Here is a 13340-nt window from a genome sequence, read left to right as displayed (position 1 = left end):
TCAAAAGTGTTTTGCTCCCACATAATGCCGAAACGCTGTATTTTCAACAGTTTTATAATAGAAACTTACTCTACTCCCACTCGATGGTTGCCGGGGGCTTGGAGGTCACGTCGAGGACGACGCGGTTGACCTCGGGCACCGAGTTCGTGATGCGCGTGGAGATGCGGGCCAGGACGTCGTAGGGCAGGCGCGTCCAGTCGGCCGTCATCGCGTCCTCGGAGGACACGGGGCGCAGCACGATCGGGTGTCCGTAGGTGCGGCCATCCCCCTGGACGCCCACGGAACGAACGTCGGCGAGCAGGACGACCGGGCACTGCCAGATCTCCTGATCCAGGCCGGCAGCCGTAAGCTCCTCGCGGGCAATCAGGTCGGCGGCGCGCAGAATGTCCAGGCGCTCGCGCGTGACCTCACCAATGATGCGAATGCCCAGGCCGGGGCCCGGGAAAGGCTGACGGTTCACCAGGTAGTCGGGCAGGCCCAGCTCACGGCCGACCGCGCGCACCTCGTCCTTGAAGAGGGTGCGCAGGGGCTCGACCAGCTCGAAGGTCATGTCCTCGGGCAGGCCACCCACATTATGGTGGCTCTTAATGTTGGCCGCGCCCTCGCCGCCGCCGGACTCGACGACGTCGGGGTACAGGGTGCCCTGGACGAGGAACTTCACCTCGCCGCCGGCAGCGCCAACCTCTTCGATGACCTGCTTCTGGGCAGCCTCGAAGGAGCGGATGAACTCGCGGCCGATGATCTTACGCTTCGCCTCGGGCTCGGTGACGCCAGCCAGGGCGGACAGGAAACGCTCAGACTCGTCGCACGTGATGACGCGGATGCCCATGCCGCGCGCGTAGTCGTTCTCCACCTGCTCGCACTCGCCCGCACGCAGCAGGCCATGATCGATGAAGAAACAGGTCAGCTGGTCGCCAACAGCCTTGTGCACGAGGGCCGCGGCCACGGAGGAGTCCACGCCACCAGACAGGGCGCAGATGACCTGCGCGTCGCCGACCTGCTCACGGATCTTCGCAACCTGCTCGTCCACGATGGACCCGGCTGTCCACGTGGGCTCCAGGCCAGCACCCTTGTACAGGAAGTTCTTCAGGGCATCCTGGCCGAACTGGGAGTGGCCCACCTCGGGGTGCCACTGCAGGCCGTAGAGGCGACGCTCGCGCGACTCGAAGGCCGCGACGGGAGTCTCGGAGGTGGAGGCAGTGACGGTGAAGCCCTCGGGCGCGCCCTGGACGGCATCGCCGTGGCTCATCCACACGATCTGCTCATCGGGGGTGCCGTCGAACAGGCAGGAACCCGCAGAAACCGTGGCCTCGGTGTGCCCGTACTCGCGGGTGCCCGTGCGACCCACCGTGCCACCCAGGGCGTGCGCCATGGTCTGGAAGCCGTAGCAGATGCCCAGGACGGGCACGCCGGCCTCAAAGATCGCGGGATCGACGGAGGGGGCACCCTCCTCGTAGACGGAGGACGGGCCGCCGGACAGGATGATGGCGGCGGGCTCCTTGGCGAGCATGTCCGCCACGCTCATGGTGTGGGGGACGATCTCGGAGTAGACGTTGGCCTCACGCACGCGGCGTGCGATCAGCTGGGCATACTGCGCGCCGAAGTCGACGACGAGGACGGGATGCATGTCAGTAGCGTTCACCCTCCCCATGCTACCCGCGCTCACCCCGCGCCGTCGCGCGCCATAGCGCATGTCACCGCGCTTTTGTCCGCGGATACGGGGCGGCCCCGCCCCCGGGAGGGGACGAGGCCGACTCGCGTTGCGCTGGAGCGCGCGGCTCAGCGGAGGATGGAGCGCAGCACGGGGAAAAGCCCGGCGGCGACGGCGGCCTTGACCAGGTCGCCGACAATGAAGGGCACGAAACCCTTCATGATGCCCTGCTCGATGGTCATGTGCGCGAAGGGAATCATCCACGCCAGGCCCAGGACGTACACGGAGAAGATGGATGCGAGGGCGGTCGGTGCCATGGTGAGCACGCGGCGGTCGGCGCCGCGCTGGGCGGCCAGGCCGGCGATCGCGGCGACCAGGAAATAGCCGAGGATGTAGCCGAACGAGGCGAAGGCCCAGCCGACGTTCGTGCCGGTGAAGACCGGTGCGCCCGCGATGCCGAGGAGAGCGTAGGCGGCGACGGAGACGAGGCCTCGGCGCGCGCCGAGGGTCGTGCCGACCGAGAGGGCACCGAGCGTGCCGAGCGAGACCGGCACGGGCGTGAAGGGCAGCGGGATCGAGATGCGGGCCAGCACGATCATGGCGATTGTTCCGGCTGCCACCAGGGCGAATTCGCGGGCGATAGTGCCACCGAGGCGGTCGGCGAGGACGCGGTTTTCGCGCGCGGCGGCGGGGGCGACGGTCAGCGTGGACATGCGGTGCCTTTCGACGGGGCCAACGGCCTTTTATTCAATAATTGAATTAGACACCGGTATCACTGCCCCTGTCAAGCACACCCGAGCACATCACAGGGGGCGAGCGCCGCACCGGCGCCCGCCCCCTGGGGCCCATGAGCGGGACAGATCAGTGCGCGAAGTGACGCGTTCCCGTCAGGTACATCGTGATGCCCGCAGCGTTCGCCGCATCAATCGACTCCTGGTCACGCACGGAACCACCCGGCTGGACGACCGCCTTCACACCCGCGTCGATGAGCACCTGCAGGCCGTCCGCGAAGGGGAAGAACGCATCCGACGCGGCAACCGCGCCGACGGAACGCTGCTCAGGAGCCTCTCCCACCACCTCGGACGCGCGAGCGCCACCCGCGCTGTCCACGGTGGAGGCCGCCGCGTCACCCGTCGAACGCGAGCCCAGCGTGTTCGCACGCTCAACCGCCAGCTTGCACGAGTCCACGCGGTTCACCTGGCCCATGCCCACGCCCACCGAGGCGCCATCCTTGACCAGCAGAATCGCGTTCGAACGCACCGCACGCACCGTGCGCCACGCAAACTCCAGGTCCGCCAGCGTCGCCTCGTCGGCGGGAGCACCAGCCGCAAGCGTCCAGTTCTCCGGCGAGTCTCCGGGCGCGTCGATATCGTCGCGCTCCTGGACCAGCAGGCCGCCGCTGATCTGCTTGAACTCGTACGAGCCGCGAACCGGGGGCTCGACCTGCAGGACACGCAGGTTCTTCTTCGCGCTCAGCACCTCGAGCGCGCCCTCCTCGTAATCGGGGGCAAGCACGACCTCGGTGAAGATCGGGACAATCTGGCGGGCCAGCTCCACGCTCACCGGGCGATTCACAGCGATGACGCCGCCGAAGGCCGACACGGGGTCGCAGGCGTGCGCCAGGCGGTGGGCCTCGGCCACATCGTCCGCCACGGCGATACCGCAGGGATTCGCGTGCTTGATGATCGCGACGCAGGGACGCTCATGATCGTAGGCGGCGCGCAGGGCCGCATCGCCGTCCGTGTAGTTGTTGTAACTCATGGCCTTACCGTGCAGCTGGCGCGCGTTCGCGATGCCCGGGGCCAGGGCCTCGTCGTCGGCCCCCTCGTCCTCGAAGGACTCGTCGATCTCTCGGTACACGGCCGCGCCCTGATGCGGATTCTCGCCGTAGCGCAGCGACTCCACGCGCTCGAACGCGTCGGCCACGAACACGGGCATGCCCGAGGCCTGCCCCTCCTCCTCGGTAGCCTCCACCACGTAGTCTTCCTCGGCCTGGTATCCCAGCGACTCCAGGAACGCCGCGTCCGAGGCATCCAGGTGAGACTCGGCGGCCTCGTCGAGGGTCTCGCGCACGTCCTCGAGATCCAGCTCGTCGGCGAACCATCCGGCGATCGCCAAGTCGTAGGTCGCCGTGTGCGCGAAAGCCTCGGCGGCCAGCGCGCGGCGCTGCTCAAGGGTGAAGCCCTCCCCCGCCACGGCCTCGGCCACATCCGCGTAACGCTCCGGGGACGTCACGACCGCGACCGACGGGTGATTCTTCGCGGCGGCTCGCACCATGGACGGGCCACCGATGTCGATCTGCTCGACGCACTCGTCGAAAGAAGCGCCCGACGCGACCGTGTCCTGGAAGGGGTACAGGTTGCACACGACCAGGTCAAACGCCTGGATCCCCAGCTGCGCAATCTGCTCGCGATGCGCGGCCTTACGCTGATCGGCCAGGATGCCGGAATGAATGAAGGGATGCAGGGTCTTCACGCGCCCCTCGAGCACCTCGGGGAAACCCGTCACGTCGTCGACCGGGGTGACGGCCACGCCGGCGGCCGCGATGCGGGCAGCCGTCGAGCCCGTGGACACAATCTCCACGCCGGCCTCGCCCAGCGCGCGCGCCAGGTCCTCCAAGCCCGTCTTGTCATACACAGAAATCAGGGCCCGCTTAATCGGGCGCACGTCAATGGGTTCCAGGTTGTCCAGCGAAACGGACATAGTTCCTCCAGGTTGAGAGCCAAACCCAGGCGCCCAGGCGGGCGACGCCTCGCGGGACATGCAGCCGCTCCCCGGTGGTCATCCACCCTCGCCAGTCGCGGCACCTCCAGTCTAGTTCAGGCCACAGCCCGCGTCAGCCACCCGCGGGCGTCGACCGCGTCACGATCACCCAGCGCGCCACCACTCACGCGCCGCCCTGGTCCCGGCCGCTCACCGGCTCCTCGCCCTCCTCGGCGACAACGCCCGCACCCTCGTCCGCGCCCTCCTGCGCGGGCTCGGCACCCTGCTCCTCCGGCTCCGCCCCGGCCTCGGCGCCCGCAGTTGTGTCCCCCGTCGCCGCGGGCGCGGAAGCCTCAGCCCAGGCCTCGTCCGCGCCGGACGCACAGTCGCCCTCCTCCCGATCGATCAACGAGGCCGTGGCAGCCTCACGGGACAAACGCTCAGCATGGCGACGACGCAGCGCCTCCCCCTCCGAACGCACACGCCCCGCGCCCCGACCAACCAACGCAAGCGTCGTCGGATGAGTCGCCAGCGTGATGATCAGCGCCGGCAGCGCGATCTCGAGCACGAGGGCGAGCGTCGCCCACCCCACGCGCGGACCCATCGACACCAGGCGCACCGAGCCCAAGCTCATCGTCGAACTCCACATCCACAGCGCAACCACCGACGCGAACACACACGAGGCCAACACCCCCTGCGCGCTCTGATGCAACACGTGCGAACGGCGGAAAAGACGCGACGACACCACGCCGAGCCCCACACCCAGCGCAATCGGAACCAGCACCACCCAATGACCCGGCGCCGTCTGCGGAACCATACCCAACAGCGGAATCGGCGGAATCGGACCCGGATCCACCACCGTCGGCGAATGCAGCGAATCCGTCGCCGTCATGAAACCAACACCCGACCACCAGGCCGCCGCCCACGCCATAACCGTCGGCGCGAACGCCACCTGCACGCCCACAATGAACGCCGTGTCCACACCCGAGGACGCACCGAGCAACTCCTGGATGCCACTCGCCCGACCCCACCCGGCCACAAGCGCAACCACAGCCGCCACCGACGACGCCGCGACGGTCGCCACCACAAGCAGGCCACCCATCTTGAAACCACCGGAAATCCAATGCTGCATCGTCGGCGCATCATGATCGCGCGAAAAACTCGACACCACGAACCACACCGAAGCGATCAGCGGAATGAGGACCGCCCCAATCGTGCCCGTCCACCACTGCGAACTCGCGCCCGACGTGCCCGACAAGAACCACGACGTCAACACGAAACCCGGAACCGCGAACAACGCCGACGACCGGGGAAAACCGGCCGTCGTGCGCAGCAGAATCCGCACGAGAACAATCAGCAGGGCCCCAACCAGCGTCGGAATAGCCCGGTAGGACACTCCCCCCGCCGCCGACGTTCCACCCATCACCGCGACCCACAGGTCGCCACCCAGGCCCAGCGCGTCACGCGGCGTCGTGTCATTCATCCACGTGTTCGAACGCAGCGACAGGAAGGCAACCATCGTCAGGACCGTCGTGATCGCCCAGCCCGCGAAGGCCGCCTCGATACCGGCCAAGACGCCGCGCGCCCACCCCTTGGGGACAGCAACGCGGATAGTCGCGCGGTCAGCAACGTAAGTCGTCGTGGTCCGCCGGGCACTGGGTACTTCTCTGATGCGCTCGCTCACACGCCAATGGTGACAGAATCAGCCCGGGGCCGCGACGCTGCGCGCCGACCCCGGGCCGATTCGTGCTGTGACGTTAGCGCGAGAGGATCTCGCGCGCGATCTGCGCCGTCTGCGAAGGAGTGCGTCCCACGCGCACGCCCACGGCCTCGAGCGCCTCCGCCTTCGCGGCGGCCGTGCCCGACGAACCGGACACAATCGCGCCCGCGTGGCCCATCGTCTTGCCCTCGGGGGCGGTGAAGCCCGCGATGTAGGCGACGACCGGCTTCGTCATGTTCTCCTGGATCCACGCGGCAGCGCGCTCCTCGGCGTCGCCGCCGATCTCGCCGATCATGATGACGAGGTCAGTGTCGGGGTCCGCCTCGAAGGCCGCCAGCGCGTCAATGTGGGTGGTACCCACGACCGGGTCGCCGCCGATCCCCAGGCACGTCGTGAAACCGAAGTCACGCAGCTCGTACATGAGCTGATAGGTCAGCGTGCCCGACTTCGAGACGAGGCCGAGGCAGCCCGGGCCCGTAATGTCCGCCGGGGTGATCCCCAGGTTCGCCTGCGCGGGCGAGATGATGCCCGGGCAGTTCGGGCCGATCAGGCGCACGCCCGCCGCGAGCGCGCGCTCGACGACGATGGTCGAGTCCTGGACGGGGATGCCCTCGGTGATGAGGACGATCGTCTCGATGCCCGCCTCGATGGCCTCCAGGGCGGCGCCCTTCGCGAAAGCCGGAGGCACGAAGATGACGGAAGCATTCGCGCCGGTGGCCTCGCGGGCCTCGGCGACCGTGCCGAAGACGGGGACCTCAACCTGGCCGTCGGTCACCTTGTCGGCGCCCGGGCCGTAGCCCTGCACGTCGAAGGTGACGGTCGTCCCGGCCTTGCGCGGGTTCGTGCCGCCCACGATAGCCGTGCCGGCGCTCAGCATGCGCTGGGTGTGCTTGCGGCCCTCAGCGCCGGTCATGCCCTGGACGATGACCCGGGTCTCAGAGTTGACGAAGATAGTCATGGGTGTTCTCCTGCGGTTCTCGGGTCGTTACTTCGACGGCGCCTGGGCTGCGAGCTCTGCTGCGCGCCTGGCTGCCCCGTCCATCGTTTCTTCCATGTGGACGAGCGGGTGCGCGGCCTGCTCGAGGATCGCGCGGCCCTCCTCGACCTTGTTGCCATCGAGGCGCACGACCAGAGGCTTCGAAGCCGCGTCGCCCAGCGTCTCGAGCGCGCCGACAATACCGCGGGCAACCTGGTCGCAGGCGGTAATGCCGCCGAAGACGTTGACGAACACGGAGCGAACCTGCTCATCGCCGAGGATGATGTCCAGGCCCTTCGCCATGACCTCGGCCGAGGCGCCGCCGCCGATGTCCAGGAAGTTCGCGGGCTTCATGCCGCCGAACTCCTCGCCGGCCATCGCGACCACGTCGAGAGTCGACATGACCAGGCCCGCGCCGTTACCGATGATGCCAACCTGGCCCTCCAGGCGCACGTAGTTGAGCCCGGCCTCCTTCGCGGCGGCCTCGCGCGGATCCTGCGCGGCCACGTCCACCAGCTCGGCGTGGCCGGAGTGACGGAAGCGCGCGTTGTCGTCAAGGGTCACCTTGCCGTCGACCGCCCACACGGAACCGTCGGGGCTGGAGACCAGCGGGTTAACCTCGACCAGCGTCGCATCCTCGTCGCGATAGACAGTCCACAGGGTCTCGAGGACGGGGGCGATCGCCTCGGCGGTCTCCTCGTCGAAGCCCGCTTCCTTGGCGATGTGGCGGGCCACCTCGGCGTCGATGCCGACGACCGGGTCCAGGGGGACGCGGGCCAGGGCCTCGGGGCGTTCCTTCGCGAGGGTCTCAATGTCCATACCGCCCTCACGCGAGCACATCGCCAGGTGGCGGCGGTTCGAGCGGTCCAGCAGGATCGAGAAGTAGTATTCGGCGGCGATGTCCGCGCCGGACGCGATCATGACCTTCTTGACGATGTGGCCCTTGATGTTAAGACCGAGGATCGCCTGAGCCTTCTCGTAGGCCTCGTCGGCGGTGTGGGCGAGCTTGACGCCGCCGGCCTTGCCGCGGCCGCCCGTCTTCACCTGAGCCTTGACGACCAGCAGCGAGGCCCCCTCAGCCAGGAGTTCACGCGCGCCCTCGCGCGCCTCGTCGGGGGTTGACGCCAGGCGGTAGTCGAGCACGGGCACGCCGCGCTCCTTGAACATCTGCCGGGCCTGGTACTCGTAGAGATCCACCTTATTCCCTCCGTTGAACGTGGTGTGGTCAGCGCAATAATTCTAACGTGCGACCGGCACGAACGCGCCATTTCCTCCCATTATCAAGGCTTGTCACGGCCTTGACCGGAACGCAATTTCGCTTTATCAACGCTTTGCGTTGCGGGGCGGATTGCTGGGGTCGCATGTCCCGCACGGGTCAGGCGTCGTCACATCGACAATCTGACGCCTCTCAATGCGGCATGACGGGCCCAGACAAATTTCGCACGTAATTTCCCTCGGTCATTTTTCGAGACCACCCGAAAACGTTGCAATTCCAACGACATGAATTCAAAATTTGAACTAATCGCAGGGGAATTACGTGCGAAATTGCTGATTGACAGCCACAACTGGGCTACCTGCAGCAAACCCGTCAGGACCACAGAGCCAGGCCGCCGCCCGGCACACAGCGGGGCCCCAAGCCCGAGCAGCGCCGGGAAGCCCGAGCTACGAAATCTTCTCCATCGGGGCCATGCGCACGAGCAGGCGCTTCTCGGCCATGCCGAAGCGGATGCGAGCCACGGTGCGCGGCCCCTCCCCCTCGACGCCGGTGACGGTGCCCGCACCCAGGGTCGCGTGCTTGACACGGTCCCCGACCTTGAGCGAGAGCACCGGCTTCTCCTCGGCGGGCTTGGCTGCGGGAGCCACGCCCATCCGGGTCACTGTGCGCGCGCCGGCCGTCTGCGCGGGCACGCCACCGCGCCCCGACCCGAAGGCACCGGCGTCGCGCTCACCCCACGGGTCGCGCCCCTCGGAGCGACGGGAGCGCCCATAGGCCCCGGAACCATAGGCCCCGGAACCATACGAACCCCCGTAGGAGGCGCGCATACGCTCCCCGGATGTGGCCGCGCGGCGCACGTCGAGGAGCTCGGCGGGGATGTCGTCGAGGAAGCGCGAGGGCGGCATCTCTTGCGGCGTCCCCCAGGCGCTGCGCACCGCCGCGCGCGTCAGGTAGAGGCGTTCGCGCGCACGCGTGATCGCCACATACGCCAGGCGGCGTTCCTCCTCCAGCTCGCTCTCATCCCCGAGGCTGCGCTGATGCGGGAAGGTGCCGTCCTCCATGCCGGTCACGAAAACCGCCGGGAATTCGAGGCCCTTCGCGGTGTGGACGGTCATGAGGGTGACCTGTCCGCCGCGCTCGCCTTCGGCGGGCACCTGGTCCGAGTCGGCGACGAGGGCGACGCGCTCGAGGAAGTCCGCGAGGGTCCCGCCGGGCGCGTCGGCCGCGAAGGCCCCGGCGACCGAGTGCAGTTCCGCCAGGTTTTCCACGCGCGAGGCATCCTGCGGATCCTCGCTGCGGCGCAGCTCCGCCAGGTAGCCGGTGCGGTCCAGGACCTCCTCGAGGATGTCGGCCTGGGATGCGCCGCGCGCCTCGGCGGCTCGAAGCGTCTCGATGAGCCCCCAGAAGGCGGCCGCGGACTTCGCGGCGCGGGCGGTGATGCCCAGGACCTCGGGCGCCGTCTCGGGCGCGCTCTCGGAGGGGACGGGGGACGAGGCCGGGGCCGCAGCCGCGCTCGAATCCGCAGCCACGCTCGCATCTGCACCGTCGCGAGCACCCGGGTTCTCCCCCGCCGCACCGCCCGAGGAAACGGAAACGGAAGAATCAGCCAAGGCCTCGTCCGTGGAAGCGGAACGGGCCAGCGCGTCGACGTCGATCCCCTCGCCCTCACCGGCGGGGCGCCCGGCGCGCAGCCACAGGTGGCGCAGGGCAGCGCCAAACGAGATGCCGTGGCGGGCGGCGTGCGCAGCGATGGCCTCTTCGGCCTTCGCGCCGATGCCGCGCTTGGGGACGTTGAGGACACGGCGGGCCGCGACCGTGTCGTCGGGGTTGGAGATGACCTGCAGGTAGGCCAGTGCATCCTTGATTTCGCGGCGCTCGTAGAAGCGCGTGCCGCCGACGACGCGGTACGGGATGCCCTGGCGCACGAGGAGTTCCTCCAGTGCGCGGGACTGCGCGTTCGTGCGGTAGAAGACCGCGATGTCGCCCCAGTCGACGCCCGAGTCCGCGAGGCGGTCGATCTCGCCGACGACGAAGCGCGCCTCGTCGTGCTCGGAATCGGCGGCGTCCAGCGTGATGAGCGCGCCGTCGCCCGAGGCCGTCCACAGGTTCTTCGCGCGGCGCCCCGTGTTGCGGGCGATCACAGCGTTCGCGGCAGACAGGATGTTCTGCGTCGAGCGATAGTTCTGCTCCAGCAAGATGGTGCGAGCGCCCGTGAAGTCGCGCTCGAACTCCTCGATATTGCGGATCGTCGCGCCGCGGAAGGCGTAAATCGACTGGTCGGAGTCGCCCACGACTGTCAGCTCGGCGGGCGTGACCCCATCGGACCCATCCCCCACGAGGGCGCGCACGAGGACGTACTGCGCATGGTTCGTGTCCTGGTACTCGTCGACCAGGATGTGCCGGAATCGCCGGTGGTAGTGCTCGGCGATCAGCGGGTTGTCGCGCAGCAGGTCGACCGTGCGCATGATGAGGTCGTCGAAATCCAGCGCGTTCGAGGCGCGCATGCGCTTGTCGTACTCGACGTAGGCGTCCGCGACGATGCGCGAGACCGGGTCTTTGCCAGCCGTCTCGGCGTAACGCTTCGGGCCGATCAGCTCGTTCTTCGCGTCCGAAATGCGCGCCGCCACCATCTTTAGGGTGAAGCGCTTAATGTCCACGTCCTGGGCTTTGAGGACCATCTGGATGAGACGCTGGGAATCCTGCGCGTCGTAGATCGTGAACGACGAGGACAGCCCCGCAGCCTCGTGCTCGTAGCGCAGCAGGCGCACGCACGCCGAGTGGAAGGTCGACACCCACATGCGGCGTGCGTCGTCGCCCACGAGGGCGCCCGCGCGCTCGCGCATCTCGGCGGCTGCCTTGTTCGTGAAGGTGATCGCCAGAATCTCCCCAGCCCGCGCGCGTCCAGTGGCCAGCAGGTAGGCGATGCGGTGCGTGAGCACGCGCGTCTTGCCGGAGCCCGCGCCGGCGAGGATCAGCAGCGGCGAGCCCGCGTGGGTGACGGCCTCGCGCTGGCGGTCGTTGAGGCCGCGCGTGAGCGACTCGGGGTCCACGCCGGGGCGGCGGGGTTCGCCCCACGCGGGCGCGGACGAGGCCGGGGCAGCCTCCCACGCGGAGGCCTCCCCCGAGCCCCCACCGGGGACGGCAATGTCGGGCCAGCCGCCGTCGTAGTCGGCGCCCAGCGCATCCTCCACGTCGAAGGCGGGCACCTCCGGCGGCACGTAGTCGTCCTGGCGGCCCCCATCGGGGCCGATCAGGAAACCAAGGTCAGGCAAAGAAGTCGCGTCACTCATCGTCTCCAAGCCTAAACCGCCCCACCCTCAGCTGCGGCACCCACCCCGGGTGGCGCCAGCCACGAACGGCCAGATGGGGTGGGCGGGCCGCGACAGGCGGTTCGCGACGAGGCCGGGGCCTCCCCGCGCTGATACGCGAAGGAAACCCCGGCCTCGTCGAAGCGATTACTTCTTGCGGTACAGCGACTTGGTCGCGTACACGGGCTCGGTGGTCACCTGGATGCCGAGGGAGCGGAAGATGCCCTCGTCGACGGGACCCAGGATGACGGACTCGTGCACGTCGCAGTCGCGAAGGGCGCACAGCTGGTCGAGGGCGCGGCGCGCGTTGTCGTCACCGTTGGCGGAAACGGCCAGGGCGATGAGGACCTCGTCGGTGTGCAGGCGCGGATTGCGCGAGCCCAGGTCGTGGGTCTTCAGGCGCTGGATAGGCTCAATCGACTGGGGAGCCAGGAGCTGGACCTCGTCGGGCAGGCCCGCGAGCTTCTTGAGGGCGTTGAGGAGCATCGCCGAGGAGCAGCCCAGCAGCGCCGACGTCTTGCCCGTGACGATGCGGCCGTCGGGCAGCTCGATCGCGGCGGCCGGCTCGCCGGTGGCCTCGGCCAGGTCCAGGGCGGGACGCACGACCAGGCGGTCCATGCGGCCCACGCCCACGCGGCTCATGAGCAGGGAGATGCGCGCCGACTGCACGGGTTCGCTCATCTCCTTCTTCTCCGTCACCAGGGCCTTGTAGTAGCGGCGAATGATCTCTTGGCGCGAGGCCTCCCTGCAGGCATCGTCGTCGACGATGCAGTGGCCCGCCATGTTGACGCCCATGTCCGTGGGGCTCTTGTAGGGGGAGGATCCGAGGATCTTCTCGAAGAGGCGGTTGAGGACCGGGAAGATTTCGACGTCACGGTTGTAGTTGACCGTCTTGATCCCGTAGGCCTCCAGGTGGAAGGGATCAATCATGTTGACGTCGTCGAGGTCGGCGGTGGCCGCCTCGTAGGCGATGTTCACCGGGTGATCCAGCGCAATGTTCCAGATCGGGAAGGTCTCCCACTTCGCGTAGCCGGACTCGATCCCGCGCTTGTGGTCGTGGTAGAGCTGCGACAGGCAGGTCGCCATCTTGCCGGAACCCGGCCCGGGGGCGGTCACGACGACCAGGTCACGGCTGGTCTCAACGTACTCGTTCGCGCCGTAGCCCTCGTCCGAGACGATGCGCTCCACGTCCGACGGGTATCCGGGGATCGGGAAATGACGGTAGACGCGGATGCCGAGCTTCTCGAAACGCTCCTTGACCTCGGCGGCCGCCTTATTGTCGTCCGTCCACTGGGTGATGACGACGGAACCGACGAACAGGCCGCGCTCGCGGAACTCGTCGATCTGGCGCAGGACCTCGTCGTCGTAGGTGGTTCCCATATCGGCGCGGACCTTGCGGCGCGCGAAGTCCTTCGCGTTGACGGCGACGATAATCTCGACCTCGTCGGCCAGCTCGCGCAGCATCCGCACCTTGTTGTCGGGCGTGAAGCCGGGCAGGACGCGCGAGGCGTGCATGTCGTCGATCAGCTTGCCGCCGAACTCCAAATACAGCTTGCCGCCGAACTCGCCGCGTCGTTGGGCGATGTGTCGAGACTGCATCTCGACGTACTGATCACTGTCAAAACCGATGCGATGCATGCATCCTCCGAGGTCGCGGAAATAGGAGAGGCCGTCCGTGCGGGGCGGGCAGGCGCTGTCGCGCCCTCGGGATTCCATTGTAGGCACGCACGGCCCCCGCTAAAGAAGGCGCGCGCGAAAGGGGGCTG

General features: G+C 68.3%; 8 protein-coding genes and 1 riboswitch. All 8 genes read right to left on the bottom strand.

Annotated elements, in window-relative coordinates; translation table 11 throughout:
• Positions 1-70: 70 nt before the first annotated feature.
• A complete protein-coding gene (guaA, locus tag QU663_RS02405) occupies positions 71-1627 on the bottom strand; it encodes a glutamine-hydrolyzing GMP synthase (RefSeq protein WP_156912129.1) in 1557 nt (518 codons plus the stop codon).
• A gap of 152 nt (positions 1628-1779) precedes the next feature.
• Positions 1780-2364, bottom strand: coding sequence for a biotin transporter BioY (locus QU663_RS02400; protein ID WP_021611364.1), 585 nt, complete (start codon positions 2362-2364; stop codon positions 1780-1782).
• A 148-nt stretch (positions 2365-2512) separates the two neighbouring features.
• The gene (gene purH, locus QU663_RS02395) at positions 2513-4354 is read right to left on the bottom strand and encodes a bifunctional phosphoribosylaminoimidazolecarboxamide formyltransferase/IMP cyclohydrolase (protein WP_021611365.1); all 1842 of its coding nucleotides are present in this window, start codon (positions 4352-4354) and stop codon (positions 2513-2515) included.
• Between the two features lie 24 nt (positions 4355-4378).
• Positions 4379-4463, bottom strand: a riboswitch (ZMP/ZTP riboswitch).
• Positions 4464-4538: 75 nt separating this feature from the next.
• Positions 4539-5873 (bottom strand): DUF6350 family protein, encoded by a 1335-nt coding sequence (locus QU663_RS02390; protein ID WP_232210916.1) that lies wholly within the window; start codon positions 5871-5873, stop codon positions 4539-4541.
• Between the two features lie 238 nt (positions 5874-6111).
• Positions 6112-7032 carry a succinate--CoA ligase subunit alpha gene (gene sucD, locus QU663_RS02385; protein ID WP_021611367.1) on the bottom strand — a complete coding sequence of 307 codons (921 nt, stop codon included), beginning with the start codon at positions 7030-7032 and terminating at the stop codon, positions 6112-6114.
• Between the two features lie 27 nt (positions 7033-7059).
• Positions 7060-8247 carry an ADP-forming succinate--CoA ligase subunit beta gene (gene sucC / locus QU663_RS02380; RefSeq protein WP_021611368.1) on the bottom strand — a complete coding sequence of 396 codons (1188 nt, stop codon included), beginning with the start codon at positions 8245-8247 and terminating at the stop codon, positions 7060-7062.
• A 465-nt stretch (positions 8248-8712) separates the two neighbouring features.
• Entirely contained in the window at positions 8713-11556 is a 2844-nt protein-coding gene (locus QU663_RS02375; protein ID WP_304990657.1) for a UvrD-helicase domain-containing protein, read from the bottom strand.
• A 165-nt stretch (positions 11557-11721) separates the two neighbouring features.
• Positions 11722-13212, bottom strand: coding sequence for a DUF1846 domain-containing protein (locus tag QU663_RS02370; protein ID WP_021612048.1), 1491 nt, complete (start codon positions 13210-13212; stop codon positions 11722-11724).
• Between the last annotated feature and the right edge of the window lie 128 nt (positions 13213-13340).

This window comes from Schaalia sp. HMT-172, assembly GCF_030644365.1.
Lineage (GTDB): Bacteria > Actinomycetota > Actinomycetes > Actinomycetales > Actinomycetaceae > Pauljensenia.
Note: the sequence above shows the minus strand (reverse complement) of the source record. Positions and strands in the feature narration are given on the sequence as shown.

What these genes read in the sequence shown, in the direction of transcription:
- guaA (WP_156912129.1), bottom strand. Translation starts at nt 1,627, where the DNA reads ATGCATCCCGTCCTCGTCGTCGACTTCGGCGCGCAGTATGCCCAGCTG.
- QU663_RS02400 (WP_021611364.1), bottom strand. Translation starts at nt 2,364, where the DNA reads ATGTCCACGCTGACCGTCGCCCCCGCCGCCGCGCGCGAAAACCGCGTC.
- purH (WP_021611365.1), bottom strand. Translation starts at nt 4,354, where the DNA reads ATGTCCGTTTCGCTGGACAACCTGGAACCCATTGACGTGCGCCCGATT.
- QU663_RS02390 (WP_232210916.1), bottom strand. Translation starts at nt 5,873, where the DNA reads ATGGTTGCCTTCCTGTCGCTGCGTTCGAACACGTGGATGAATGACACG.
- sucD (WP_021611367.1), bottom strand. Translation starts at nt 7,032, where the DNA reads ATGACTATCTTCGTCAACTCTGAGACCCGGGTCATCGTCCAGGGCATG.
- QU663_RS02375 (WP_304990657.1), bottom strand. Translation starts at nt 11,556, where the DNA reads ATGAGTGACGCGACTTCTTTGCCTGACCTTGGTTTCCTGATCGGCCCC.
- QU663_RS02370 (WP_021612048.1), bottom strand. Translation starts at nt 13,212, where the DNA reads ATGCATCGCATCGGTTTTGACAGTGATCAGTACGTCGAGATGCAGTCT.